Source organism: Streptomyces sp. NPDC006332 (assembly GCF_040612855.1).
GTDB lineage: Bacteria > Actinomycetota > Actinomycetes > Streptomycetales > Streptomycetaceae > Streptomyces.
In genome coordinates, this window is sequence record NZ_JBEXRA010000084.1 from 1 (window position 1) to 26,692 (window position 26,692).

Below are 26,692 nucleotides of genomic sequence, written 5' to 3' on the forward strand. Positions count from 1 at the left end.
ACGACGGCTCACTGGGGTCCGGGGTTTCGCCAGGTTGCGGTCCACCTCGGCCTGCGCGGAGGCCGGGATCGCGGGCAGCTGGGAGGCGACGTCCGGGCAGCTGATGGTCCCCGCCGCACCGGCCGCGCCACCGGCCTCGGCGCCCGCACCGGCTTCGGCGCCCGCACCGGCTTCGGCGCCCGCACCGGCTTCCGCGCCCGCCTCGGCACCGGCGCCCGCTTCCGCGCCCGCCCCGGCTTCGGCACCCGCACCCGCCTCGGCACCGGCTTCCGCACCGGCTTCCGCGCCCGCCCCGGCTTCCGCTCCCGCGCCCGCCTCCGCGGCGCCCCCGCCGTTCAGGGTGCAGGGGGCGAGCGCCTCCAGGCCCTGGGGCTTCTCGGCGGTGCGGCCGATCGCGGTGGCGATGCGGTTGACGGTGGACAGACGCTTGTCCTCCAGCGGGCCGAGGATCGCGTTCTGGACGAAGTTCGCTCCGCCCTGGCCGACCGTGTCCACCAGCCGCTTGTTGGCCTCGTCGAGCTGGGTCTGCAGCAGGGCTATGTTGCGGTCCACCTCGGCCTGCGCGGAGGCCGGGATCGCGGGCAGCTGGGAGGCGACGTCCGGGCAGCTGATGGAGCCCGGGTCGGCCAGAGTCTTGGCGTTCGTGCTGCCGCTCTTCGACGAACCGGGCGTCTCCCCGGCGAGGGCGGAGCCGGCGATCACGGCGCCGGACAGCACCACCGCGGCGGCGCCGCCGATCAACGCGACGCGACGCTTGTTGTACTTCGGAAGAGCCCTGGACATGCGGATGCCTCACTCGGGTCGGGGGGTCTCGTCTTGACTAACGCGGCGCCTGCGTTCGGCGAGAGGTACGGGCAAGCGGTTTCCCGCGTTCAAAGGCCCGGCAAATTTCCTGCGCTCCCCGCTCAGATTGACGAATCATGCAGAGTTCTGCATACTCATGCATAACAGCGAATGCCGTATGGAGGAGAAAACCCGTGGCCGAGCGCGTCGTACTCGCCTACTCAGGCGGACTGGACACCTCCGTCGCCATCGGCTGGATCGCCGAGGAGACGGGCGCCGAGGTCATCGCCGTCGCGGTCGACGTCGGCCAGGGCGGCGAGGACCTGGACGTCATCCGTAAACGCGCCCTCGCCTGCGGGGCCGTCGAGGCCGAGGTGGCGGACGCCCGGGACGAGTTCGCCGAGGAGTACTGCCTGCCGGCGATCAAGGCCAACGCCCTCTACATGGACCGCTACCCGCTGGTCTCCGCGCTCTCCCGGCCGACCATCGTCAAGCACCTGGTCGCCGCCGCCCACAAGCACGGCGCCACCACGGTCGCCCACGGCTGCACCGGCAAGGGCAACGACCAGGTCCGCTTCGAGGCCGGCATCGTCGCCCTCGCCCCCGACCTCACCTGCATCGCCCCGGTCCGCGACTACGCGATGACCCGCGACAAAGCCATCGCGTTCTGCGAGCAGAAGCAGCTCCCGATCGCGACCTCCAAGAAGTCCCCCTACTCCATCGACCAGAACGTCTTCGGACGCGCGGTCGAGACGGGCTTCCTGGAGGACATCTGGAACGGGCCGATCGAGGACATCTACGAGTACACCGAGAACCCGGCCGTCCTGCGTGAGGCCGACGAGGTGGTCATCACCTTCAAGGAGGGCGTCCCGGTCGCCGTCGACGGCGCACCCGTCACCGTGCTCCAGGCGATCCAGCAGCTCAACGAGCGCGCGGGCGCCCAGGGCGTCGGCCGGATCGACATGGTCGAGGACCGCCTGGTGGGCATCAAGTCCCGCGAGGTGTACGAGGCTCCGGGCGCGATCGCGCTGATCACCGCCCACCAGGAGCTGGAGAACGTCACCGTCGAGCGCGAACTCGCCCGCTACAAGCGGCAGGTCGAGCAGCGCTGGGGCGAACTGGTCTACGACGGCCAGTGGTTCTCCCCGCTCAAGCGGGCCCTGGACGGCTTCATCGACGAGGCCAACCAGTACGTCTCCGGCGACATCCGGATGACCCTGCACGGCGGCCGCGCGGTCGTCACCGGCCGGCGCTCCGAGTCGTCGCTGTACGACTTCAACCTCGCCACCTACGACACCGGCGACACCTTCGACCAGGCCGCGGCCAAGGGCTTCATCGACATCTACAGCCTGTCGTCGAAGATCGCCGCGCAGCGTCAGCTGCGTGCGTAGCCCGACGGGATCTCGCGCAACCAGTAGCGTGATGGCCGCCTCCCCGTCCGTCTGCGGGGAGGCGATCGCACATCCACCCACCTCCGAGGAGCAACGCAAGTGAGCAGCAACAGCGGTGACGTACGGCTCTGGGGCGGCCGTTTCGCCGACGGTCCCGCCGAGGCCCTGGCGAAGCTGTCCGCGTCCGTCCACTTCGACTGGCGGCTCGCGCCCTACGACATCGCCGGTTCGCGTGCCCACGCCCGCGTGCTGCACAAGGCGGGCCTGCTCACCGAGGACGAGCTGACCCGGATGCTCGCCGGGCTGGACCAGCTCGAAGCGGACGTCGCCGCGGGCGACTTCGTCGGCACCATCGCCGACGAGGACGTCCACACCGCCCTGGAGCGCGGCCTGCTGGAACGCCTCGGCCCCGACCTCGGCGGCAAGCTGCGCGCCGGACGCTCGAGGAACGACCAGGTCGCGACCCTCTTCCGGATGTACCTGCGGGACCACGCCCGGATCATCGGCGGTCTGCTCGCCGACCTCCAGGACGCGCTGACCGGCCTGGCCCAGGCCCACCCGGACGTGGCGATGCCCGGGCGTACCCACCTCCAGCACGCCCAGCCGGTCCTCTTCGCCCACCATGTCCTCGCGCATGTGCAGTCCCTGTCCCGGGACGCCGAACGCCTGCGCCAGTGGGACGAACGGACGGCCGTGTCGCCGTACGGCTCGGGCGCGCTGGCCGGCTCCTCCCTGGGCCTGGACCCGGAGGCGGTCGCCGAGGACCTCGGCTTCGAGCACGGCAGCGTCGGCAACTCCATCGACGGCACCGCGTCCCGCGACTTCGTGGCGGAGTTCGCCTTCATCACCGCGATGATCGGCGTCAACCTGTCCAGGATCTCCGAGGAGATCATCATCTGGAACACGAAGGAGTTCTCCTTCGTGACCCTGCACGACGCGTTCTCCACGGGCTCCTCGATCATGCCGCAGAAGAAGAACCCCGACATCGCCGAACTGGCGCGCGGCAAGTCGGGCCGTCTGATCGGCAACCTGACCGGCCTGATGGCCACGCTCAAGGCCCTCCCGCTCGCGTACAACCGCGACCTCCAGGAGGACAAGGAGCCGGTCTTCGACTCCTGCGACCAGCTGGAGGTGCTGCTCCCCGCCTTCACCGGCATGGTCGCCACCCTCACCGTCAACCGTGAACGCATGGAGGAGCTGGCCCCGGCCGGCTTCTCGCTCGCCACCGACATCGCCGAGTGGCTGGTCAAGCGGGGCGTGCCGTTCCGGGTGGCGCACGAGGTCGCCGGCGAGTGCGTCAAGGTCGCGGAGGCCGAGGACAAGGAGCTCGACGAGCTGACCGACGAACAGTTCGCGAAGATCTCCGCCCACCTGACGCCCGAGGTGCGCTCCGTCCTGAACGTCGCGGGCGCCCTCGCCTCCCGCGACGGGCGTGGCGGTACGGCGCCCAGCGCGGTCGCCGTCCAGCTCGCTGAGGTCCAGACCGACGTGGCGGCCCAGCACGCGTGGGCCAACGCCAAGAAGTAGCAGGTCGGGTGAGGTCGGGGCATCGCGGGTACGTTGGTCGCAAGCCGTAAGGGGTCCTTGCGCCGTGCCCGCCCGGGTCGCGCGCCCAAGGTGCGAGGACCTGCAAGGAGCCGACCGAACGGAGCTCGCGATGCCCTTCGCCCGACTGGCCTCAGCAACGACCCCCACCTGCCACATCGGCCTGGGTCTAGCCGCCGTCGGCCGCCCCGGTTACATCAATCTCGGCCGGGACCAGGACCTGCCGCCGGACCGCAGCGTCGAGGCGCTGCGTGCCCGCACCCACGAACTCCTCGACGCCGCCTACGCCCAGGGCGTGCGCTACTTCGACGTGGCCCGTTCCTACGGCCGTTCGGAGGAGTTCCTCGCGGACTGGCTGAAGGCCCGGCCCAGCTTCGACGACATCGTCGTCGGCAGCAAGTGGGGCTACACCTACACGGCGGACTGGAGCACCGAGGCCGAACAGCACGAGGTCAAGGACCACGGCCTCCTGACGTACGAACGGCAGCGCGCCGAGACCGACTCGCTGCTCGGAGACCGGCTCGACCTCTACCAGATCCACTCGGTGACCCCCGACAGCCCGGCCCTCACCGACAAGGAACTCCACGCGAAGCTGGCGGAGGCGGCCGCCCAGGGCGTGAGCGTCGGCTTCTCCACCAGCGGCCCCGCACAGGCCGCCGCCATCCGCGCCGCGCTCGCGGTGACGGTCGACGGCGAGCCCCTCTTCCGTACTGTCCAGTCCACCTACAACGCCCTGGAGACCTCGGCCGGCCCGGCCCTCGCCGAGGCACACGACGCCGGTCTCACGGTGATCGTCAAGGAGGGCATGGCCAACGGGCGCCTGGCCGAACCCCACGCCCCCGACGCCCTGAAGGCCGTGGCCGAGGCGACCTCCCTCGGCTGCGACGCGGTCGCCCTGGCACTCGTCCTGCGTCAGCCCTGGGCAGGTGTGGTGCTCTCCGGCGCCGCCACGACCAACCAGCTCGCGTCCAACCTGCACGCGGCGGTGGTCGACCTGGAGGAGGAACAGCTCGCACGCCTGGCGACGCTGGTGGAGGACCCGCACGCCTACTGGGACCGGCGCGCGCAGCTGCCCTGGCACTGAGGAGCCCCGCATCGACCTGCGGTGATGAGTCACGCATGCCCCCGATGAGACAAACATGTCTCATGTGGCGTACTCTCGTCTCATGGCTGTCGATCGTGACCATGTGCTGCGCAGTGCCGCGGCCCTGCTGACCCGCAAGTCCACCGCGACCATGGACGAGGTCGCCAAGGCGGCCGGGATCAGCCGGGCCACCCTGCACCGTCAGTTCGCCGGCCGTGACGCGCTCGTCCGGGCGCTGGAGACACTCGGCCTCGCGGAATGCGAGGCGGCCGTGGTCGCGGCCCGGCTCGACGACGGCCCCGCCCAGCAGGCCCTGCGCAGATTCGTGCGGGAACTCGAACCGGCCGCGGGCCTGCTCGCCTTCCTCTACAGCGAGAACCAGCTGTTCGAGGGCGAGGAACAGAACGAGGGCTGGTCCCGCCTGGACGCCCGGATCGCCGCGCTGTTCCGGCGCGGCCAGTCGACCGGCGAGTTCCGCATCGACCTGACCCCCGGCTGGCTCACCGAGGCGCTCTACGGCCTGATGGCCGCCGGCGCCTGGGCGGTGACGGACGGCAGGGTCGCCCCCAACGACTTCACTCACATGATCACCGAGCTGCTGCTCGGCGGCGCACTGCGACGAGACGAACCCCGGAGAGAGGAATCATGACCAGCACCCTGCGGCCGGCGAACCCGAGCGAGGCGGTGAAGCGTCCCGGCCGTTGGCTGGCGCTGTCCGTCCTCGTGCTCGCCGTGCTGCTGGTGGCCGTCGACGCGACCGTCCTCGGTCTCGCGACCCCCTACATCAGCGAGGACCTGAACCCCACCGGCACCCAGCTGCTGTGGATCGGTGACGTCTACTCCTTCGTCATCGCCGGACTGCTGGTCTCCATGGGCAGCCTCGGTGACCGCGTCGGCCGCAAGCGGATCCTGCTCGTCGGTGCCACCGCGTTCGGGGCGATATCCGTCCTCAACGCCTACGCCACGACACCCGAGCTGATGATCGTCGCCCGGGCTCTGCTGGGTGTCGCCGGCGCGACCCTGATGCCGGCCACGCTGGCGCTGATCCGCAACCTCTTCCACGACCGGCGCGAACGCAGCCTGGCCGTCGGGATCTGGGGCGCGACCGCGTCCGCGGGAACCGCCATCGGGCCGATCGTCGGTGGCTTCCTGCTCGAACACTTCTGGTGGGGGTCGGTCTTCCTGGTCAACCTGCCCGTGATGGTGGTCCTGGTCCTGGTCGGCATCAAGCTGCTGCCCGAGTCGCGGAATCCGCGTCCCGGTCCGTGGGACATGCGCAGTGTCGTCCTGTCCTTGGTCGGTGTGATCGGCGTCGTGTACGCGATCAAGGAGGCCGCGACCCACGGCATCACCTGGGAGACGCTCGGCTCGGCCCTGCTGGGCGCCGGCGCGCTCTGCGGCTTCGTGGACCGTCAGCTCACCCTGCCGACCCCGTTGCTGGACATGCGGCTCTTCCGCGACCGCGGCTTCAGCGGTGCGGTGCTGGCCGACCTGCTGACCGTCCTCGGGCTGTCGGGGCTGGTGTTCTTCCTCTCCCAGTACCTGCAACTCGTGCAGGGCAGGCGCCCGTTGGAGGCAGGCCTGGCCGAACTGCCCGCCGCCGTCGGCGCGGTGGCGGCGGGCCTGATCGCCGGTTCCGTGGCACGGCGCTTCTCGGTGCGGTCCGTCGTCGCCGGCGGACTCGCGGCCGTCGGTCTCGCCCTGGCCTCGCTCACCGTCATCGGCCCGTCCACCGGCTATCCCGTGCTCGGGGCCGCGCTGCTGGTCGTCGGCGTCGGCGCGGGCTTCTCCTTCACCGTGACCGCCGACGTCATCCTCGGTTCCGTCCCCAAGGAACAAGCCGGCTCGGCGTCCGCGGTCTCGGAAACGGCCTACGAACTCGGCGCCGCCCTGGGCATCGCCCTACTCGGCTCGATCGTCACAGGCGTCTACCGCGACTTCACGGGCCCGGCGGGCACTCCGCCCAAGGCCCACGAGTCACTCGGCGGCGCGGTCCAGGCCGCGGCGACCATGCCACCCCAGCCCTCACAGACCCTCCTGGACGCGGCCCGAACATCCTTCGTGGACGGCCTCGCCCTGGCGGCGGCAGTAGGCGCGGCGGTACTCCTCGTCGCAGCGGTAGCGGCATGGTTCCTGCTACGAGACCAACGGCTCGACAGCGCCCCCTAGGGGCGCGGGGCTGTGAGGGGCGCGACCAGTGCCCCCTAGGGGCGCGGGGAACTGCGCGACCAGCCACCACGGACCCGCAGACGACACTCAGCCGCCGCGCGCTGCATGGCCCCTGCTCCGCGACCAACGGCTGGACAGCCCCCTTAGGGGCGCGGGGAAACTGCGCGACCAGCCCCAGCGGGCCCGCAGCCACAACACAACCGCAGCTCCCCGCTCCCGCCCAACCCAGCGGAGCGCTTACGCCGCCTTCGCCTTGGTGGCGTACATGTCCACGTACTCCTGCCCCGACAACCGCATGACCTCCGTCATCACGGAGTCGGTCACGGCCCGCAGGACGTAGCGGTCACGGTCCATGCCCTCGTAGCGGGAGAACTCCATCGCCTCGCCGAAGCGGACCGTGACCCGGCCGGGGCGCGGGAAGCCGGAGCCGCCGGGCTGGATCTTGTCCGTGCCGATGATGGCGAACGGCACGACGGGCGCACCGGTCATCATGGCCAGCCGGGCGATCCCGGTCCGGCCCCGGTAGAGCCGCCCGTCGGGGGAGCGGGTGCCCTCCGGGTAGATGCTGAAGACCTTGCCCTCCTCCAGCACCCGGCGGCCGGTCATCAGCGCGGCGACACCACCGCGCCCGCCGTCCCGGTCGACCGGGATCATGCCGCAGCCCGTGAAGAACCAGGCCATCAGCCGTCCCTTGACGCCCTTGCCGGTGACGTACTCGTCCTTGCCGATGAAGAAGACCTGCCGGTCGCAGAAGAGCGGCATGATCATCGAGTCGATGAACGTCAGGTGGTTGCCGGCCAGGATCACCGGGCCGTCGCCCGGGATGTGCTCCGCGCCCTCCACCTGTGGGCGGAACATCAGGCGCATGATCGGTCCGAGCACTGCCTTGATGAGCGCGAAGCGGGACAACGGGCCCTCCGGTGTCAAGAGATGGCGAGCGAATCTGTATGAGTCTGTGCAGGTGAGGACATTACTCGCGGTCCGGGGGCTCGCGCACATCGGGCACGGGGGGTTCACCGAGGTCTTACGTACTGTTGACGCTGGTTTACCTGCGGTGGCACGCCGTTGCCCGGCGGTAACCCGGCCGGAACGATGTGACAGAGGTCGCGTACCCGGCACCACGGCCATGAAGCCGACGAGTCGTCAGACATCTGTTCCCATGCGACATCCGGCGTCACCCGCGTGTTCCGCCGAGGGTCTCCCGCCCGCCATGTCCGCGCACCTACGATCGGCGCGCATTCACGAGCCGACGGCAGAGAGGGCGCTCATGGCAACGCAGGAGTCGCAGCACGAGTCGACCGACCAGGCGCACACGGGACGCCGGGCCCTGCTCGGTGCCGCAGTGCTCGGCGCGGGCGGAGCGGTCCTCGGACTGTCCGGCACCGCGAGAGCGGCGGGCGCGGGAGGCGGCGGCGGAGTGCGGAGCCTGCCGGTCCCCACGATCATCGGCCATCGCGGCGCGAGCGGCTACCGACCCGAACACACCTTCGGCTCCTACCAGCTGGCTCTCGACCTGGGCGCCGACATCGTCGAGGCCGGTGACCTGGTGCCCACCAAGGACGGTCACCTCGTCTGCCGTCACGAGCCGGAGATCGGCGGCACCACGGACGTCGCGCAGCACCCCGAGTTCGCCGGCCGCAGGACCACCAAGGTCCTCGACGGCGTCTCCACCACCGGCTGGTTCACCGAGGACTTCACCCTCGCCGAGCTGAAGACGCTCCGCGCGATCGAGCGCATCCCGGCCAACCGCCCGCACACCACCCTCTACGACGGCCGCTGGGAGATCCCCACCTTCGAAGAGGTCCTGAAGTGGCAGGACGAGCAGAGCCGCAAGCGCGGCAAGCAGGTCTGGATCTATCCCGAGACCAAGCACCCCACGTACTTCCGCAAGCTGGGCCTGGGCCTGGAGGAGCGGGTCGCCAAGCTGCTGCGCAAGTACGGCAAGGACAAGCGTGACGCGCCGGTCATCATCCAGTCGTTCGAGCCGACCAGCATCCAGCGCCTGAACAAGCTCGTCGACAACCCGCTGGTGGTGCTGCTCTCCTCAGCCGGCAGCCGCCCCTGGGACTTCGTCGAGAACGGTGACCCCCGCACGGTCGCCGACCTCGTCACCCGCAAGGGCCTCAGGGAGATCGCCGGCTACGCCCAGGGCATCGGCCCGACGCTGGACCTGGTCATCCCGAAGGACGCCGACGGCCGGCTCACCACGCCGACCACCCTGGTGAGGGACGCCCACGCGGTCGGCCTGGTGCTGCACCCGTACACCATGCGCAACGAGAACCCCTTCCTGCCCGCCGAGTTCCGCAAGGGCACGGACGCGGACGCCTACGGCGACTCCTTCGGCGCCTTCCAGGCCTACTTCGCCACCGGCATCGACGGTGTCTTCACCGACAACCCGGACACCGGTCTGCTGGCCCGCGCGGACTTCGTCAACCGCTGACCCGAAGGCCCCGGTTGGGGTGACATCCGGCCGTCCGGGCAACCCGCCGCCCGGACGGCCGCGTTGCTCCGCACATGACGCCCGACCTGCTCACCACCCTGCGTCCCCTGCTCACCGCCGAGGCCTCCGCGGAGGCACACGCCACCGGAACGGAGCCCGGCGACCTGGAGCAGGCCGTCTGGCTCCGTCTCCTGGAGCGCCTCGACACCCAGGGCCCGCCCCTCGACCCGCACGGCTGGCTCCGCCGCGCCGTCCGCTCCGAGTCCCGCCGCACCCGCCGTACGCACCGCCTCGAAGGGCGGTACGGGGCCGAACCGGCCGACGACGGCGCGGTCACCCCCGAACAGCTGGCCCTCGCCGCGGCCCGCCGCCGGGCCCTGTACGACGCCGTTCGCCGGCTGCCCGGCCGCTGCCCCAGTCTGATGGAGGCACTCCTGTCGCCGAGGGACCTCACCTACCGGGAGATCGCGGGGGAGTTGGGTATCTCACAGGGCAGCCTTGGTCCGGAACGTTCCCGATGTCTGGGATGTCTGCGACGTTTGCTCACGCCGGAGGTTGCGGCCCACCGAGTGCGGGGATAGGTGTGAGGAACAACAGGCGATCAGGTGAGCGGAAGGCGTGCGCACATGGGCATGAGCGTGACCATCTCTGCGGCGACCGAGCAGGACGCGGAGCAGATTTTCAAGCTGCAGTACCTGTGCTTCCAGAGTGAGGCGGCGCTGTACGGCAACTACCGCATCGATCCGCTCGTCCAGACCCTGGACGAGCTCCGTGCGGAGGTCGTCGCGGACTGCGTCTTCGTGGCGCGGCTGGGCGACGAGGTGGTCGGTTCGGTGCGAGGCCGGGTCACCGACGACGGCTCGGCCTCCATCGGCAGGCTGTGCGTCCACCCTCGCCTCCAGGGCCACGGCATCGGCGCGCGGCTGCTGCGCGCGGCCGAGTCGGCGCTGGCCGGGGAGCGCGGCGCCACGAGTTTCCGCCTCCACACCGGCCACCGCAGCGAGAGCAACCTCCGCCTGTACCGCCGGGTCGGCTACCAGACGGTGGGCACGGCCCAGGGCGCGGACGGCGTGGAGATGATCGTCCTGGAGAAACCGGCCGGCGCCTACGCGGCGACGGCATGACGACCGGCACCTGCCCCTGAGGGGCCCGGAGCCGGCGTGATTGGTCACGCATGACCGGATGCCGCCCGACGACCGTCAGGCGGCTTCTCCCTGTCGCGCCGCCTTCCGCAACCAGTACAGCGCGGAGACCGGCAGGATCACGGGAATGAACAGGTACTCCATCCCGTAGTCGGACCACACGGTCTGGTCCGGGAAGGCGGACGGATCGACCAGCGTCCAGGTGCCGACGGTCAGCACCCCCACCAGCTCCGCCGCACAGCACACCAACGCCGCCCTGCGCGCCTGCTCCCCACCCCGCACCAGTGAGTACGTGATGAACCCGTACACCAACCCCGCGACGGCGGACAGCGAGTACGCGAGCGGGGCCCGGTCGAACTCCGTGGCGATCTGGTAGACCGAGCGCGACACCGCACCGACGACCATCACGCCGTACAGCCACACCAGCAGCGTCCCGGGCCCACTGATCAGCCGGTTGCGGGCCGGCTTCTCCCGAGTGGCCGTCATCTCAGCCTCCCCAGATGTCATAGAGCCGCACCTCCAGCACGGCCAGCACCACACCGCCGGCCGCCACGGTGACCGAACCCCACCGGGTCCGCTCGGCCAGCGACAGGAACCCGGCGGCGGGGACGCACGCGAACGCGCCGATCAGATACGCCACGAAGATCGTCGTGCCCTGGTCCGGCTTCTCGCCCCGCGCCAGCTGCACGATCCCGATCACCAACTGCACCAGGGCCAGCACCGACACCACGGCCATCCCGATGAAGTGCCAGTCCTTCGTCGGCTGATCACGGTAGGCGGCCCAGCCGCACCACGCGGCCAGCACAAGTGCGGCGACGCCGGTCACCAGCGTCAGGGCATCAAGCATGCCGCGACCCTATTACGGGCCAAAAGGCCCGATGCCGCCGACCCCGGTGTGCACCGTAGGGTCGACGGCATGACGATCCACGCACAAGCCCTCCTGTTCGACAACGACGGCACCCTGGTCTCCTCCCTCGCCTCCGTGGACCGCTGCTGGACGCGGTGGGCGGCGGAGTACGGGATCACCGCCGTGGAGTTCGCCCGCGTCGAACTCCACGGGCGCCCGGCCGTGGAGATAGCCGCCGATCTGCTGCCCGCCGACGTGGTCCCCCAGGCCCTCGCGAGAATCGAGCAGCTGGAGATCGAGGACGTACCGAACGACGGGGTCCAGCTGCTGCCCGGCACCCGGGCCCTCCTCGACGCGCTGCCCTCCGACCGCTGGGCCGTCGTCACCTCCGCCACCCGCCGGCTGGCCGAGGCCCGGCTCGACGCCGTCGGCATCCTCCCCAAGACCCTGATCGCCGCCGACGACATCACGCGGGGCAAGCCCGACCCCGAGCCCTACCTCCTCGCCGCCCGTCAACTGGGTGTCGACCCGGCCCGGTGCGTCGTCTTCGAGGACGCCCCGGCCGGACTCCAGGCGGGCCGCGCGGCCGGGATGACCACCGTGGCACTGGCCACAACCCACCCGGCCCACGAGCTGTCCGCCGATCTTGTGGTGAAGGACCTGTCCGCGCTGTCCGCGCTGGTCACCGCGGCGGGTGTCGAGATCTCCGTGCGCGACTGACGGCCGTCCACGGGTGTCCACCGCTGTCCGTCATATGGACAGGCGGTTCTTGGCCGCGTCCGTACGTCTGCTTTACTGATCGCATGACCACGACGAGCTACCGCATCCCCGCGACCGAGGCGAAACTGACGCCCGGTGCTCGTTGTATGTGTCGAATGTGCGCCTTCTAGAGGGCCCTCGCATCACCGCCTGAGTCTCGCGCCCCCGAAGCGAGCCGCCGTGGCATGCCCGTACGCCTTCGCCGTACGTGACCGCACCGCCCGCGCACATCTTCTCTCCCGTACCAGGGCACACCCACGCCCGCGTACTCGACAGTGACGGAAACCCCCAGTGATCACCACATCGGGCCTGACCAAGGTCTACCGCTCACGCGGCCGCGAGGTCACCGCCCTCGACGGCGTCGACCTCCATGTCCGCGAAGGCGAGGTGTACGGCGTCATCGGACAGTCCGGCGCCGGCAAGTCCTCGCTCATCCGCTGCGTCAACCTGCTGGAGCGCCCCACCGCCGGGACGGTGACCGTCGCCGGGCAGGACCTCACCGCCCTCGCCGGGCGCGGCCCCCGCGCGGGCAGTGAACTGCGCCGGGCGCGCAGCCGTATCGGCATGGTCTTCCAGCACTTCAACCTGCTGTCCTCCCGGACCGTGCGGGACAACGTCGAACTGCCGCTGGAGATCCTCGGCAAGTCGGGCAAGGAGCGCTCCCGCAAGGCGCTCGAACTCCTCGACCTCGTCGGCCTCGCCGACCAGGCCGGGGCCTACCCGGCCCAGCTCTCCGGCGGTCAGAAGCAGCGTGTCGGCATCGCCCGCGCGCTGGCCGGCGACCCCAAGGTGCTGCTGTCCGACGAGGCGACCAGCGCCCTCGACCCGGAGACCACCCGCTCGATCCTCCAGCTGCTGCGGGACCTGAACCGGCAGCTGGGCCTGACCGTTCTGCTCATCACCCACGAAATGGACGTCGTGAAGTCGATCTGCGATTCGGCCGCGCTCATGGACAACGGCCGTGTCGTCGAGTCCGGCACGGTGAGCGAGTTGCTCGCGACCCCCGGCTCCGAGCTCGCCTCGGCGCTGTTCCCCGTGAGCGGCGACACCTCCGGCAGCGACCGCACCGTCGTCGACGTCACCTTCCAGGGCGAGGCGGCGACCCAGCCGGTCATCTCCCAGCTCTCGCGTACCTACAACATCGACATATCGATCCTCGGTGCGGCCATCGACACCGTCGGCGGCCTCCAGGTCGGCCGGATGCGCATCGAACTGCCCGGCGGTTACGAGGACAACGTCGTGCCGATCGGATTCCTGCGCGAACGGGGGCTGCAGATAGACGTGGTGGGCGAAGCCGGCCGCGAGTCCCTGCTGGTGAAGGAGGGCGCCAAGTGACCTGGTCCGAGATGCAGCCCCTGCTGGAGCAGGCGTGTTGGGACACCCTCTACATGGTCGGCTGGTCCACGCTGATCGCCGTCCTCGGCGGGCTTCCGCTCGGCATCCTGCTGGTCCTCACCGACCGCGGCGGCCTGCTTCAGAACGTCGTCGCCAACAAGCTCATCGGGCAGGTGGTGAACGTCGCCCGCTCGATGCCGTTCATCATCCTGATGGTCGCGCTGATGAGCTTCACGCGCTCGATCACCGGGACGACCATCGGCCGCGAGGCCGCCATCGTGCCCCTCGCGATCGGCGCCATCCCGTTCTTCGCCCGCCTCGTCGAGACGGCTGTCCGCGAAGTGGACGGCGGGCTCGTCGAGGCCGTGCAGTCGATGGGCGGCAACACCTGGACCGTCGTGCGCAGGGTGCTGGTCCCCGAGTCCCTGCCCTCGCTGATCTCCAGCACCACGACCACGATCGTCGCCCTCATCGGCTACTCCGCGATGGCCGGCACGGTCGGCGCGGGCGGTCTCGGCGACATCGCCATCCGCTACGGATACCAGCGTTTCGAGACCGAGCTGATGTGGATCACCGTGGCGATCCTCGCCGTCGTCATCTCGGTGATCCAGTTCGCCGGCGACTACACCGCCCGCTCGCTGCACAGGCGGGGCGGTCACTCGGGCCCCGCCCCGAGGCTGCGCCTGCTGAAGCCGAAGGGGTCGGCCTCCGCCTCCACCGACGTCGGCAAGGTCGCGTAGAGCCCTTCGCAGTCTTCCCGTTCACCCTCCACGGGATCGCTCCACCCAAAAGGAAAGGCACTTTTCGTGCGTAACACCGCAAAGTTCACCACTGCCGTCCTCGCCGCCGGAGCCCTCACCCTGGGTCTCACCGCCTGCGGCTCGGACACGGACTCCTCCGACACCAGCGGACCCCTGGTCGTCGCCGCGAGCCCGACCCCGCACGCCGAGATCCTGAACTACGTCAAGGACAACCTGGCGAAGAAGGCGGGCCTCGACCTGGAGGTCAAGGAGTTCACCGACTACACCACGCAGAACCCCTCGACCGAAGACGGGTCGGTGGACGCCAACTACTTCCAGAACAAGCCGTACCTCGACGACTTCAACAAGAAGAACGGCACCAAGATCGTGCCCGTGGTCACGGTCCACCTGGAGCCCCTGGGCCTGTACTCCCACAAGGCCAAGAGCGCCGGCGCCCTCAAGAGCGGCGCGACCGTCGCCGTCCCGAACGACACGGTCAACGAGGCGCGGGCGCTCAAGCTGCTCGACGCCCACGGCATCATCACGCTCAAGAGCGGCGCGGGCAACGAGGCGACCCCCGCGGACATCGCCAAGAACCCCAAGAACCTCAAGTTCAAGGAACTGGAGGCGGCCCAGACCCCGCGCTCCCTGGACGACGTGGACGCGGCCGTCATCAACGGCAACTACGCCATCGAGGCCGACCTCAAGCCCGCCGACAACGCCCTCGTCCTGGAGTCCGCGAAGAACAACCCGTACGGCAACTTCCTCGCCGTCAAGGACGGCAACCAGGACGACCCGCGGGTCAAGAAGCTCGCCAAGCTCCTGACCTCCCCCGAGGTCAAGAAGTTCATCAAGGACAAGTACGCCGGCTCCGTTCTCGCGTCCTTCTGACCCCGGAGGGCTGCTGCCGACGGCACGTACACGGCGTATCGCCACGCAGGGGGTCCGTCCCATGACTCGGGGTGGACCCCGTCGTGCGGTGACGCGCTCACATGCTGCATGCTGGGCAGTTCAGCAGGCTGAAGGTTTCCCACGGTTACGGAGCGGCGCATGACGAGCACCTTCCCCAACATCTCCATCAGCACGGAGCGGTTGGTGCTGCGTCCCCTTGACGAGGACGATGTGCCCGCCCTGGCCGCGATGATGAACGACGAACAGGTGGGAGCCTGGACCGACGTCCCCCAGCCCTACACCGAGGACCAGGCCCACACCTGGGTCACCGAGTACGCCCCCACGCAGCGCACCGCCGGCCGTGGACTCGACCTCGCGGTCACCGAGTTCCTCACCCAGCGGCTGGTTGGCCTGGTCCAGCTAGCCAAGACGAACTGGCACATCCGGTCCACCGAACTGTCATACGTCGTCGCCCCCTGGGCCCGTGGCGAGGGATACGCCTCCGAAGCGGCCCTGGTCACCGCCCAATGGCTGTTCCGCGACCAGAAGTTCGAGCGCATCGAGCTGCGCACGGCGGCCGGCAACACCGCCTCCCAGCAGGTCGCCCAGAAGATCGGCTGCATCAGCGAAGGCGTCCTGCGCAACGCCTGCATAGCGCACGTCCGCGCCGAGGACGGAACCTGGAGCGACATCCGCACCGACTTCATCGTGTGGAGCCTGCTTCCCGAGGACCTCGACGGAGCGGGCGAACAGTTGGCCGACACCGGCGGTTTCACCTCGTTCTCCGACTGGAACTGACGCCCGGGCCCCACGCCCCGGCCGCCCGCACCAGGTACCCTCACGGAACCCGCCCGCCGGGCAGGCACCTGACACCCCGCGTACCCCTCTGGAGACTGAGAGACGATGGCCGACCGGGTCACGGTGATCGGCTGGGACGGCTCGCCACTGACCGCCGCGGCACGCTCGGCCCTGGGCGCCGCCACCCTCGTGGCCGGAGCCGCCCACCACCTGGCGCTCCCCGAGGTGCCACGCGGCGCCGAACGCATCCGCCTCGGCAGCGCCGCCCTCGCCGCCCGCCGCATCGCCGGCCACCGCGGCACCGCCGTCGTGCTGGCCGACGGCGACCCCGGCTTCTTCGGCGTCGTACGGACCCTGCGCGCACCCGAGTTCGGCCTGGAGGTCGAAGTCGTCCCCGCCGTCTCCTCGGTCGCCACGGCCTTCGCCCGGGCCGGTATGCCCTGGGACGACGCACAGGTGGTCGTCGCACACCGGCGCACCCTGCGACGCGCGGTGAACGTATGCCGCGCCCACACCAAGGTCGCCGTCCTCACCTCGCCCGGGGCCGGGCCCGCCGAACTCGGCCTGCTCCTGGACGGCGTTCACCGCACCTTCGTCATCTGCGAGGAACTCGGCACCGAACGCGAGCAGGTCACTGTCGTCACCTCCGAGAAGGCCGCCGACCACACCTGGCGCGACCCCAACGTCGTCATCGTCATCGGTGGACGGGTCGGCCCCGCCGGCCCCGCCGAGGGCGGAGGTTGGATCGCCGGACGCGACCCGGGCACCGGAGCGCGCGGCTGGGCACTGCCCGCCGAGGCGTACGGCGGCGACCTCGGCGAGGGCGAGGGGGAGCTGCTCCGAGCGGCCCAACTCGCCCGGATGGGGCCGCGCGTCGGCGATCTGGTGTGGGACATCGGCTGCGGCAGCGGCGCCTTCGCCGCGGAGGCCGCCCGGGCCGGCGCCGCCGTCATCGCCGTCGACCGGGACTTCGCCGCGTGCGCCCGTACCGAGGCCGCCGCCCGCGGCTTCGGGGTCCAGTTGCAGATCGTGCGCGGCACCGCCCCGCACGTCCTGGAGGACCTTCCCGAACCGGACGTCGTCCGGGTCGGCGGCGGGGGAGCGGCCGTCGTCTCGGCCGTGGCCGACCGTCGCCCGCAGCGCATCGTCACCCACGCGGCGACCCGCGACGCGGCCGAACGGGTCGGCCGCGACCTGACCGAGCACGGCTATCAGGTGCAGTGCGCCCTCGTTCAGTCCGTCGAACTCGACACCCGGGCCTGGACGGAGACCGAGCGGAGCGTCGCGTTCCTGCTCAGTGGCCTGCTGCCGGACCGTACGGCCTGACTCCCGTTCCGTCCTGGAACCTGTCCCCGTGATCCTGTTGTCGTACCGCGCGCGGTAGGCTGGCCGATCGTTGTACCGCACTCGGACGCCCGGCGCTTCGTAGGCCAATGTCCATAAAGCGCACCGTTTTTGGGGTGGGTGTGGTACGGCAGAACCGGAGGACGCGCAACGTGGCGCAGTCCACAGCGGGCCGTCGCGGATCAAGCTGTCGCGGCGGGGCCACGGCCGCGACAATGCCAGTTAATGGCTTTGTCGTCTTTTGGCGACGGGTCGTTCGTGCCGCTGGGCACGCACGCTCGTTCTTCACTGCGGGGCGGTCCGTGCGCCGTTCCGGGTGATCCGGCCGTAGAAGCACAAACCGATGGGCGAGGGGTACGCATGACCGACACCGGCCAGGTCCCGGCCGAGGGACTGCCGGAGAGCGCAGGCATGGTGGATCAGCCGGGCGCCTCCGCGCACGGTGCGTACACCTACCTCTCCGAGACCACCGCCGAGGACGAAGACCTGTTGCTGCTGCCGGGCGCCCAGGGCGCCTGGGGCAACGAGGTCCCGCCGCCCGCGCCGGAGCCCGTCGTCGAGACCGTCCACGAGCCGGGGCCGCACGAGATGTCGGGCCGCGACAGCGGATCCGTCGACCTGAGCGCCGTCCGCGTCCCCGACTCGATGCCGGTGCCGCCCGTCGTGCCCGCCCCGCCCCGCCGCCCCCTCCACCTGGGCCCGCCCATCCCCGACACCTCCGCCAGCCCGGTCCGCTCCCTCGCCGACCGCGGCGCCGTCGGCGCACCGGTACGGCAGTCCGGCCCGCCCACCACCGGCCCCGAGTACCTCGACGTCCCACAGTCGAGTGAGGCGGCCCCGCAGGGTGCCACGCCCTGGGGTGCGACGGCGTCCGCGCCGGCATCCGCGCAGGACGGGGCGCAGGGTGCGGTCCAGGCGCCGGTGAGCACCGGGGCCCCGGCTGCCGAAACGGTTGTTCCGGTGGAGGAGTATCCGGCCGAGTCGGCGGCTGCCGCCGAGACCGCCGAGACCGCCGAGACCGCCGAGACCGCCGAGACCGCCGAGACCGCGGGCGCCGCCCAGGCCGCGGTGGCCCGCCTGGCGACGCAGGCGGTCGCCGCCACGGCTCCGCAGGGGGCGGAGGCGGGGGAGCCGCCGACCTCCACGGAGAGCGGCGTCGCGTCGCCGATCGCCGAGGCGGACCTCGCGGCACCGGGCCAGGAGGCCGGGGCCGACACGCAGGTTCCGCAGGGCGACGAGGTGGCGCAGGCCGGTGACACCTCGTACGCCGGTGGCGATCAGGCCGGCCAGGTCGGAGACGCCGGGCAGCCGGTGCATGACGTTCAGGTTCCGGGCGCCGGGCCGTGGCCGGAAGGCGCGCCGGTCCCGGAGGACGGCCAGGCTGTCGAGGGCGATCAGCCGGCGCAGGCCGCGTCCGCGACCGACGTTGAGCAGCTTCCGGAGGCGACACCCGTCCCGGACGCCGACCAGGAGGCCGCCGGGTCCGTGACGGACGCCGACGAGGCCGCGGACGTCGCCCCGGGCTTGGCGCCCGAGGAGTCGGCCGTGGCCGCGGATGACGGTCAGGCACCTGGGACAGAGGTGGGTATCGCCGCCGGGGACGCTCCGGGGACGGCCACTGTGCCGACGGAGACCGAGCAGGGAGCGGAGGGCGCCGGAAGCGGCGCGGGTGAGGAACCGGGTGAGGGTGCGGTGGACGCCGTGGAGCCCTACGCGGGGCCGCTGCCGGACGGCGCACCCACTCCGGTCGCCTTCGAGCCGGGCGTTGAGCACCCGCACGCCTCCGTCGTCGACGGTGCGCCCGTTTCCGAAGCCGATGCTTCCGACCTTGGTACCGATCTCCCCCCGGGCGCCGAGCCAGGTGCGCTGGACCTCGGCGATGAGGAGCCGGGGGCTCCCGAGCCCGTCCCCGCCGAACCCGGAATCATCGACTCCGGCACCCCCGGTGAGGTCTCCGCTGTGGACGGGGGGCAGCTGCCCGAGACGCTCCCGGCCCCCGAGGCCGCGCAGGTGCCGCCCAGCGAGACCACCCCGGGCGGCGCGGATGTTCCGGGCGCGGCCTCCCCAGACGAAGGGGCCGCCCTGAGCGCAGGCCCGCTCCCCGACGCGGAACAGATCCCGGTGGCGGCCCCCCTTCCGCCCACCGCCCCCATGCCGGTCGCCGAACAGAGCCCCGAGGCCTCCCATCCCGGTGGCGAGCCGGCGGTCCCCGAAGCGACGCCCTTCCCGGCCGCTCCCTCGGCGCACCCGCAGTTCGTGGCCGCCACGTCGACACCGCTTCCGCATGCCGACGCCGCCGCCGTACATGCCGACCCGTCGCAGCAGCAGGCGATGACCGAACACCCCGTACCGGAGCACGGTCCGGTACCCGCACCGGACGTCCACCACGCGCAGGGCCCCCAGACCGCCCCGGCCGCGGAAGACGCCCCGGCCCCGCACGAGGAGTCCGCTCCCCTCCCGCAGGCCCACGCCGTGACCCTCCCCCCGCAGGACACGACGGCGCCGCGACCCGTCGCCGCCGTCCCCGCACCCCGTGACGGCGACCCCCATCTCGCCCAGCGCGCGGAGGACCTGGACACCCGGGCCGCCGACCAGGAAGACCAGCGGGACCAGGAAGACCAGCAGGACCAGCAGGACCAGCAGGACCAGCAGGACCAGATGGACCAGCAGCACCAGGAAGAGAGCACGGCCGCAGTGGAAGACGTACGCCAGTCCACCGGCCCGGCCGCCCCCGCCTACGACGACGCCGAACGTGCGGCGGTGCTCAAGGTCATGCGTGAACGCCGGGACATCCGCAACGGATTCCGCGGCGACCCCATCCCGCACGAGGTGCTGCTCCGCGTCCTGGAGGCCGCGCACACCGCGCCCTCCGTCGGCCACTCGCAGCCGTGGGACTTCGTCGTCATCCGCTCCGCCGACACCCGGCGCGCGATGCACGAACTCGCCGCGCGCCAGCGGGACGCGTACGCGAAGTCCCTGCCCAAGGGCAGGGCGAAGCAGTTCAAGGAACTGAAGATCGAGGCGATCCTCGACACCCCGGTGAACATCGTCGTCACCGCCGACCCGACCCGCGGTGGCCGCCACACCCTCGGTCGGCACACCCAGCCGCAGATGGCCCCGTACTCCGCAGCACTCGCCGTGGAGAACCTGTGGCTCGCCGCCCGCGCCGAGGGCCTCGGCGTCGGCTGGGTCAGCTTCTTCGACGAGCGGGAGATGGTCCGCGCGCTCGGCCTGCCCGAGCACCTGGAGGTCATCGCCTACCTGTGCGTCGGCTACGTAGACGAGTTCCCGGACGAGCCCGAGCTGATGCAGGCGGGCTGGTCCAAGCGGCGCCCCCTGTCCTGGGTCGTGCACGAGGAGACGTACGGCCGTCGCGCGCTGCCCGGTGAGGAGCCGCACGACCTGCTCGCCGAGACCGTCGCCCAGATCCGGCCGCTGGACGCCAAGGCGCTCGGTGAGGCCTGGGAGCGGCAGAAGCGGATGACCAAGCCGGCCGGCGCGCTCGGCATGCTGGAGATCATCTCCGCCCAGCTGTCCGGTCTGTCCCGCCAGTGCCCGCCGCCGATCCCGGAGCCCGCGGCGGTCGCGATCTTCGCGGGCGACCACGGCGTGCACGCGCAGGGCGTCACTCCCTGGCCGCAGGAGGTGACGGCCCAGATGGTCGCCAACTTCCTCGGCGGGGGAGCGGTCTGCAACGCCTTCGCCGGCCAGGTGGGCGCCGAGGTCTGCGTGGTCGACGTCGGCGTCGCGAGCGACCTCCCGGCCACCCCCGGCCTGCTGCCGCGCAAGATCCGCGCGGGCACCTCCGACATGACGACCGGACCCGCGATGACCCGCGAGGAGGCCAGGCAGGCCATCGAAGTGGGCATCGAGACGGCTCGCGACCTGGTGGCGGCCGGCAACAAGGCCCTGCTCACGGGTGAGATGGGCATCGCGAACACCACCGCGTCGGCGGCGCTCATCTCGGTCTTCACGGAGGCCGACCCGGCCGAGGTGACCGGCCGTGGCACGGGCATCAACGACGAGACCCTGGCCCGCAAGACCGAGGTCGTCCGCCGCGCCCTCGACCTCCACCAGCCGGACCCGGCCGACCCCGTCGGCGTCCTCGCGGCCGTCGGCGGCTTCGAACACGCGGCGATGGTCGGCCTCCTCCTCGGCGGTGCCTCCCTGCGTACGCCGGTGATCCTGGACGGCGTCAGCGCGGGCGCCGCGGCCCTGGTCGCCCGCGCGATCGCGCCCGAGGTCCTGGCGGCCTGCATCGCGGGCCACCGCAGCGCCGAGCCCGGCCACGTGGCCGCCCTCAACAAGCTGGGCCTGCGCCCGCTGGTCGACCTGGACCTCCGTCTGGGCGAGGGCACCGGCGCGCTGCTGGCCCTGCCGCTGGTGCAGAGCACGGCGCGAGCGATGCACGAGGTGGCCACGTTCGACTCGGCGGGAGTCACCGAGAAGTAGGCGGCGACCGGGGGCGAGTGGTCCGCACACTCGCCCCCGGGCCCCCACCCCCGCCGTACGCTGAACCCGCAGCTTAAAATCCGCACGTCAGGGCCGCTCCAGTGCCGCAGCGCCCACCTTGCTCGTACGAGGAGCCGCACCTCATGGCCGAACACCCCGCCTATCCCGTAGGCCTTCGCCTCACCGGCCGCCGAGTGGTCGTCCTCGGCGGCGGCCAGGTCGCCCAGCGCCGCCTCCCGGCCCTCATCGCCGCGGGCGCGGACATCCTCCTCGTGTCCCCCGGGGCGACACCGTCGGTGGAGGCCATGGCGGACGCGGGCGAGATCACCTGGGAGCGGCGCCGGTACGCCGACGGCGACCTCGCGAACGCCTGGTACGCCCTCATCGCCACCGGCGACACCGAGGCGAACACCCGGGCCTCGGCCGAGGCGGAGCGCCACCGCGTCTGGTGCGTCCGCTCCGACGACGCCGACGCGGCGACCGCCTGGACCCCGGCCACCGGCACCAGCGAGGGAGTGACGGTGGCCGTCCTCACCTCACACGCCCGCGGCCGCGACCCCCGCCACACCGCCGCCATCCGCGACGCGGTCGTCGAGGGCCTGCGCGACGGCACCCTGGTCGCCCCCCACCACCGCACCCGTACGACCGGCGTCGCCCTCGTCGGCGGCGGCCCCGGCGACCCGGACCTGATCACGGTCCGCGGCCGTCGCCTGCTCGCCGAGGCCGACGTGGTCATCGCCGACCGCCTCGGCCCGCGCGACCTCCTGGCCGAACTTCCGCCCCACGTCGAGGTCATCGACGCGGCGAAGATCCCCTACGGCCGCTTCATGGCCCAGGAGGCCATCAACAACGCGCTGATCGAGCACGCCAAGCAGGGCAAGTCGGTGGTGCGGCTGAAGGGCGGCGACCCGTACGTCTTCGGCCGCGGCATGGAGGAGCTCCAGGCACTCGCCGAGGCCGGCATCCCGTGCACCGTCGTCCCCGGCATCTCCAGCTCGATCTCGGTCCCGGGCGCGGCCGGCATCCCGGTCACCCACCGCGGGATCGCCCACGAGTTCACCGTGGTCAGCGGCCATGTCGCCCCTGACGACGAGCGTTCCCTGGTCGACTGGCCCTCGCTGGCGAGACTGACCGGCACCCTCGTGATCCTCATGGGCGTGGACAAGATCGGCCGGATCGCCGAGACGCTGGTGGCCCACGGCAAGTCCCCGGACACCCCGGTCGCCCTCGTCCAGGAGGGCACGACGGCCGCGCAACGCCGGGTCGACGCGACGCTCGCGACGGTCGCGGAGGTCGTACGGGCCGAGGACGTGAAGCCCCCGGCCGTCATCGTCATCGGCGAGGTCGTCACCGTCGGCCCGCCCGCGACCGCATGAAACAGGCCATCAAGTAACCGCGGGTAACCCAACCCGTTCCCAGCCGTTGGCACCACACCCAGGACAAGGCAGTATCACTCTGTGGCCGATCTCATCACCGTCGAGGACCCCGACGACCCGCGCCTGCGCGACTACACGGGCCTGACCGACGTCGAACTGCGCCGCAAGCGTGAGCCGGCCGAGGGCCTGTTCATCGCTGAGGGCGAGAAGGTCATCCGACGGGCCAAGGGCGCCGGGTACGAGATGCGTTCGATGCTGCTGTCCGCCAAGTGGGTCGACGTCATGCGGGACGTCATCGACGAGCTCCCGGCCCCCGTGTACGCGGTCAGCCCGGAACTCGCCGAACAGGTCACCGGCTACCACGTGCACCGGGGCGCGCTCGCCTCGATGCAGCGCAAACCGCTGCCCACCGCCGCCGACCTCCTGCAGACCGCCCGCCGGGTCGTCGTCATGGAGTCGGTCAACGACCACACCAACATCGGCGCGATCTTCCGCTCGGCCGCCGCCCTCGGCATGGACGCGGTCCTGCTCTCCCCGGACTGCGCCGACCCCCTCTACCGCCGCAGCGTCAAGGTCTCGATGGGCGCCGTCTTCTCCGTGCCCTACGCCCGTCTCGACACCTGGCCCAAGGGTCTGGAGTCGGTTCGCGAGGCGGGATTCACGCTGCTCGCCCTCACCCCGGACGCCAAGGCCAGGAGCCTCGACGAGGCCGCCCCGCACAAGATGGACCGGGTGGCCCTGATGCTCGGCGCGGAAGGGGACGGTCTCTCCACCCAGGCGCTGGTGGCGGCCGACGAATGGGTCCGGATCCCGATGGCCCACGGCGTGGACTCCCTCAACGTGGGCGCGGCCGCGGCGGTCGCCTTCTATGCGGTGGCCACGGGGAGGCCTCAGCTCTGAGGAGCTTCAGCCTGCGGTGACGGTGGGCCCGTCTGTGGCATCGTCTGCGGTCACGTCGTGCTGGTGTGAGAGCCCCGGCTCTGTCGTTGAGGATCCCTGCTCAGGGGCCCTGTGGTACGACGGTGGCTGCAGCTGCCCCTGCCGTACGACGTCCTGGTCGTTGCCGAGTCCGCGCGACGGTCCCTGGCAGCCCTGCGCCGCGGCGATACCGAGCGCCACGAGCAGCGTGACCACGACGAACACGAACAGCCGCTGCCGCAACAGTCGCGGATTCGCGGGCCGCCGTCCGGTCCCGGTGTTCCTGGAGGCCGGACGTCCGGTGCCGCCGCGTGAGCCAGGGCGGCTTCCGCTGCCCGACCGGATCGCATTACGGGAGGACGGGGTGGGGCGTGACCCGGGCCTGGGTGCGGAGGCGCCGCTGCCGCGCGTACCACCGCCGGCGCCGCCGCCTCGCGAGGGTGACGGCGTGCCGCCGCGTGCTGGGTTCTGCCCCCGTGAGCCGGTACCTCCGCGCGGCGGGGGAGTGCCCTGCCTGCCCTGAGTGTCCTGGCCCGCCGGTCCCTGCGGACGCCGTTGAGCCGCCCGCTCCGGGTAGGCGTCGGCGATCCGTCCGGTGGGCCGGTCCGCCTCGGCGGCGCGCGGCGCGGGCGGACGCAGGTCCGCGAGCCCCTGCGCCTCACGGGCCGCGATCTCCTTCAGCCGCAGCGACAGCTGAAGCGTGCTGGGCCGCTCCTCGGGGTCCTTCGCCAGGCATGCCCGCACCAGCGGGGCCAACGCGTCGGGTACCCCCTGCAGTTGTGCCTCCTCGTGCACCACGCGGTACAGCATCACCTCCGAACTGCCGTGCCCGAAGGGGGAGTCGCCCATCGACGCGTACGCCAAAGTCGCCCCGAGGGAGAACACGTCCGTGGCCGGGGTGACGGCGGCGCCGCGCACCTGCTCCGGGGCGAGGAAGCCGGGAGATCCGACCGCGGTGCCGACATGGGTGAGCGTGGAGGCGCCGGTCGCCCAGGCGATACCGAAGTCGATGATGCGCGGGCCCTTGGGGGACAGCAGGATGTTGGACGGTTTGAGGTCCCGGTGCACCACCCCGGCCTCGTGCACCGCCACCAGCCCCTCCGACAGGGCGGCCCCGACGGCGGCCACGTCGGCCGCGCCCAGGGAGCCCTCGTCGGCGACCTTGTCGTGCAGGGAGGGGCCGGGCACGTACTGGGTGGCGAACCACGGGCGATCGGCGTCGAGGTCGGCTGCGACGAGCCGGGCGGTGCACCCGCCGCGGATCCGCCGGGCCGCCGAGACCTCACGCGCGAAGCGCGAGCGGAACTCCTGGTCCTCCGCCAGATCGGGCCGGATCACCTTGAGCGCGACCCGCTGGCCCTTGCGGTCCGAGCCGAGATAGACGACGCCCATCCCGCCCGCGCCCAGCCGTCTGTGAAGCCTGAACGAGCCGACGACGCGCGGGTCCTCGCGCCTCAGGCGCATCATCGCCATGTTCATCCCCGCTGCCCGGTCCGTGTGACGTGCCACAGCTTACGTTTCCACGGGCCGCTGCGCGCAGAGGCCGCGCCCTCTCGGGCCGATGGATTGTCGGTGCCGAGTGGGAGACTTGAGGACTGGTCGGGGGGCGTGGGGGTGGGCCGAGCTCTGTGTACATGCTGCGCCAACCGCCTGTCACCGGAGGGGGGTTGGAACCGTGCAGGGCGATCGCGTGGGAATGGCCGTGGACGTCGAGGACATGACGTGTACGTACGGGGTGGTGGCGAGCGGGGCGGGCCGCGGGGTGGGGGCAGTGGTACGCCGAGGCGTGGTGGAAGTGAGCGAAGTCACCCCGGCGGGGGTCCCTTCGCGTATGGTCCGCTTCTTGGTAAACGGGGGCTGGCGGTGGTCGCAGCAACCGGTCCCGCGTGAGGGCAGCTCGGAAACATGGGGGCACATCGGGCACCCTCTCCGGGAAGACCCCGAGACCTAGGGCTTCGTCTCCACCCAGGGGAGTACTTCGCAGGTCATGGCTCATCCTCCGGGAGGCCCGGCAATCGGTACGAGGGCATGACGCCCGATGGGCGCCGGACGCCTAGATTTGAGGTCAAGCGGCGGGTGCAGCACTCGTCCCCCGAGGTCAGACACCCGCCGCTGCCAACGACAACTGAGACGGTCAGGAGAGGGACCATGGCCCTAACGGCACCGCGGACACTGGTTCGCACCCAGGAGCGCATCGCGCTCCGGCCCCGCCGCACAGGTCGTCGCCACCCCTTGGTGGCGACACTCATGGCCCTTCCTCTGGCGGCACTGCTCCTCCTCGTCTTCGACGGTTGGGAGACAGTGGCCACACAGGCGTCGTCCGTGGGCGTGATGCTGGGGCGCTGAGCGGCGACCCCAGGCCCGGAAGAGCGGTCCGGGCGGGGACATCCACCCATGAAACCCCGTGGGGACGGGGGTGCGGCGGACGGCAAGAAATGCCGGCGTAGCTGGGGAGCTGCGCCGGCATTGCCGTGTCCGGAGGTGCCTGCGGCGGCCTGTGCGGGTTCGGTGGGGGTGGCTGTAGCGCCATGCGGTGTGGTGGGGGTCGGGGCCGGGACGGGGGTGTCCGTCCTCGGTCTGGCGCGGAATCGGTCGGTTGGTTGGTGAGCGGTGTTGACGCTCGTCTCCCAGCGGGCCGAGGAGCGTGTGGGTGAGACCTTGCAGGTGCTCGTGGAGTC

24 protein-coding genes are annotated in these 26,692 nt (G+C 71.5%); 19 read left to right on the forward strand and 5 right to left on the reverse strand.

The genetic code is table 11. The annotated features are described in order from the left end of the window. On the reverse strand, positions 1-783 hold a 783-nt coding region (locus ABZ027_RS40370; protein ID WP_356777567.1), incomplete at its 3' end, for a hypothetical protein. 194 nt (positions 784-977) lie between these two features. Between ABZ027_RS40370 and ABZ027_RS40375 the strand changes: the two genes are divergently transcribed. The 5 genes from ABZ027_RS40375 to ABZ027_RS40395 all read left to right on the forward strand — a co-directional run bounded on the left by ABZ027_RS40375 (position 978) and on the right by ABZ027_RS40395 (position 6,972). Beyond that, positions 978-2,174, forward strand: coding sequence for an argininosuccinate synthase (locus ABZ027_RS40375; protein WP_356777569.1), 1,197 nt, complete (start codon positions 978-980; stop codon positions 2,172-2,174). Positions 2,175-2,273: 99 nt separating this feature from the next. Then, positions 2,274-3,701 (forward strand): argininosuccinate lyase, encoded by a 1,428-nt coding sequence (gene argH, locus ABZ027_RS40380; protein WP_356777571.1) that lies wholly within the window; start codon positions 2,274-2,276, stop codon positions 3,699-3,701. Positions 3,702-3,831: 130 nt separating this feature from the next. Then, complete coding sequence (locus ABZ027_RS40385) at positions 3,832-4,803, forward strand: aldo/keto reductase (RefSeq protein ID WP_356777573.1); 972 nt, start codon at positions 3,832-3,834, stop codon at positions 4,801-4,803. Between the two features lie 82 nt (positions 4,804-4,885). Beyond that, complete coding sequence (locus ABZ027_RS40390; protein WP_356777575.1) at positions 4,886-5,452, forward strand: helix-turn-helix domain-containing protein; 567 nt, start codon at positions 4,886-4,888, stop codon at positions 5,450-5,452. Beyond that, entirely contained in the window at positions 5,449-6,972 is a 1,524-nt protein-coding gene (locus ABZ027_RS40395) for an MFS transporter (protein ID WP_356777577.1), read from the forward strand. The genes ABZ027_RS40390 and ABZ027_RS40395 overlap by 4 nt, the downstream gene beginning before the upstream one ends. Positions 6,973-7,209: 237 nt before the next feature. Here the strand turns inward: ABZ027_RS40395 and ABZ027_RS40400 are convergent, their stop codons facing one another. Beyond that, positions 7,210-7,839 carry a lysophospholipid acyltransferase family protein gene (locus tag ABZ027_RS40400; RefSeq protein WP_356777609.1) on the reverse strand — a complete coding sequence of 210 codons (630 nt, stop codon included), beginning with the start codon at positions 7,837-7,839 and terminating at the stop codon, positions 7,210-7,212. A gap of 400 nt (positions 7,840-8,239) precedes the next feature. Here ABZ027_RS40400 and ABZ027_RS40405 point away from each other — a divergent pair, with 400 nt between their 5' ends. The 3 genes from ABZ027_RS40405 to ABZ027_RS40415 all read left to right on the forward strand — a co-directional run bounded on the left by ABZ027_RS40405 (position 8,240) and on the right by ABZ027_RS40415 (position 10,536). Continuing rightward, complete coding sequence (locus tag ABZ027_RS40405) at positions 8,240-9,412, forward strand: glycerophosphodiester phosphodiesterase (protein ID WP_356777579.1); 1,173 nt, start codon at positions 8,240-8,242, stop codon at positions 9,410-9,412. Positions 9,413-9,486: 74 nt separating this feature from the next. After that, the gene (locus ABZ027_RS40410) at positions 9,487-9,993 is read left to right on the forward strand and encodes a sigma-70 family RNA polymerase sigma factor (protein ID WP_356777581.1); all 507 of its coding nucleotides are present in this window, start codon (positions 9,487-9,489) and stop codon (positions 9,991-9,993) included. Positions 9,994-10,038: 45 nt separating this feature from the next. Continuing rightward, on the forward strand, positions 10,039-10,536 hold the full coding sequence (locus tag ABZ027_RS40415; RefSeq protein WP_356777583.1) for a GNAT family N-acetyltransferase: 498 nt from the start codon (positions 10,039-10,041) through the stop codon (positions 10,534-10,536). Between the two features lie 75 nt (positions 10,537-10,611). Here the strand turns inward: ABZ027_RS40415 and ABZ027_RS40420 are convergent, their stop codons facing one another. Both ABZ027_RS40420 and ABZ027_RS40425 read right to left on the reverse strand, forming a co-directional pair. Further along, positions 10,612-11,040: a hypothetical protein gene (locus ABZ027_RS40420; RefSeq protein ID WP_356777585.1), complete on the reverse strand. Its 429-nt coding sequence runs from the start codon at positions 11,038-11,040 to the stop codon at positions 10,612-10,614. Between the two features lies 1 nt (position 11,041). Further along, positions 11,042-11,401 (reverse strand): hypothetical protein, encoded by a 360-nt coding sequence (locus ABZ027_RS40425; RefSeq protein WP_356777587.1) that lies wholly within the window; start codon positions 11,399-11,401, stop codon positions 11,042-11,044. A 69-nt stretch (positions 11,402-11,470) separates the two neighbouring features. Between ABZ027_RS40425 and ABZ027_RS40430 the strand changes: the two genes are divergently transcribed. The 9 genes from ABZ027_RS40430 (at position 11,471) to ABZ027_RS40470 (ending at position 23,996) form a co-directional block, all read left to right on the forward strand. After that, the gene (locus tag ABZ027_RS40430) at positions 11,471-12,121 is read left to right on the forward strand and encodes an HAD family hydrolase (protein ID WP_356777589.1); all 651 of its coding nucleotides are present in this window, start codon (positions 11,471-11,473) and stop codon (positions 12,119-12,121) included. A 330-nt stretch (positions 12,122-12,451) separates the two neighbouring features. Then, complete coding sequence (locus ABZ027_RS40435; RefSeq protein WP_356777591.1) at positions 12,452-13,495, forward strand: ATP-binding cassette domain-containing protein; 1,044 nt, start codon at positions 12,452-12,454, stop codon at positions 13,493-13,495. Then, on the forward strand, positions 13,492-14,235 hold the full coding sequence (locus ABZ027_RS40440) for a methionine ABC transporter permease (RefSeq protein WP_356777593.1): 744 nt from the start codon (positions 13,492-13,494) through the stop codon (positions 14,233-14,235). The genes ABZ027_RS40435 and ABZ027_RS40440 overlap by 4 nt, the downstream gene beginning before the upstream one ends. Positions 14,236-14,301: 66 nt before the next feature. After that, positions 14,302-15,126 (forward strand): MetQ/NlpA family ABC transporter substrate-binding protein, encoded by an 825-nt coding sequence (locus tag ABZ027_RS40445; RefSeq protein WP_356777595.1) that lies wholly within the window; start codon positions 14,302-14,304, stop codon positions 15,124-15,126. Positions 15,127-15,285: 159 nt separating this feature from the next. Next, the gene (locus ABZ027_RS40450; protein ID WP_356777597.1) at positions 15,286-15,924 is read left to right on the forward strand and encodes a GNAT family N-acetyltransferase; all 639 of its coding nucleotides are present in this window, start codon (positions 15,286-15,288) and stop codon (positions 15,922-15,924) included. A gap of 105 nt (positions 15,925-16,029) precedes the next feature. Beyond that, positions 16,030-17,250 carry a precorrin-6y C5,15-methyltransferase (decarboxylating) subunit CbiE gene (gene cbiE / locus ABZ027_RS40455; RefSeq protein WP_356777599.1) on the forward strand — a complete coding sequence of 407 codons (1,221 nt, stop codon included), beginning with the start codon at positions 16,030-16,032 and terminating at the stop codon, positions 17,248-17,250. Between the two features lie 378 nt (positions 17,251-17,628). Beyond that, entirely contained in the window at positions 17,629-21,720 is a 4,092-nt protein-coding gene (cobT, locus tag ABZ027_RS40460) for a nicotinate-nucleotide--dimethylbenzimidazole phosphoribosyltransferase (protein ID WP_356777601.1), read from the forward strand. A 143-nt stretch (positions 21,721-21,863) separates the two neighbouring features. Continuing rightward, on the forward strand, positions 21,864-23,096 hold the full coding sequence (cobA, locus tag ABZ027_RS40465; RefSeq protein WP_356777603.1) for a uroporphyrinogen-III C-methyltransferase: 1,233 nt from the start codon (positions 21,864-21,866) through the stop codon (positions 23,094-23,096). A gap of 81 nt (positions 23,097-23,177) precedes the next feature. Further along, positions 23,178-23,996, forward strand: coding sequence for an RNA methyltransferase (locus ABZ027_RS40470; protein ID WP_356777605.1), 819 nt, complete (start codon positions 23,178-23,180; stop codon positions 23,994-23,996). A gap of 6 nt (positions 23,997-24,002) precedes the next feature. Here the strand turns inward: ABZ027_RS40470 and ABZ027_RS40475 are convergent, their stop codons facing one another. After that, positions 24,003-25,493 (reverse strand): protein kinase, encoded by a 1,491-nt coding sequence (locus ABZ027_RS40475; RefSeq protein WP_356777611.1) that lies wholly within the window; start codon positions 25,491-25,493, stop codon positions 24,003-24,005. Positions 25,494-25,689: 196 nt separating this feature from the next. Here ABZ027_RS40475 and ABZ027_RS40480 point away from each other — a divergent pair, with 196 nt between their 5' ends. Continuing rightward, complete coding sequence (locus tag ABZ027_RS40480; RefSeq protein WP_356777607.1) at positions 25,690-25,965, forward strand: hypothetical protein; 276 nt, start codon at positions 25,690-25,692, stop codon at positions 25,963-25,965. Positions 25,966-26,162: 197 nt separating this feature from the next. After that, complete coding sequence (locus ABZ027_RS40485; RefSeq protein ID WP_030670594.1) at positions 26,163-26,360, forward strand: hypothetical protein; 198 nt, start codon at positions 26,163-26,165, stop codon at positions 26,358-26,360. Positions 26,361-26,692 lie beyond the last annotated feature (332 nt).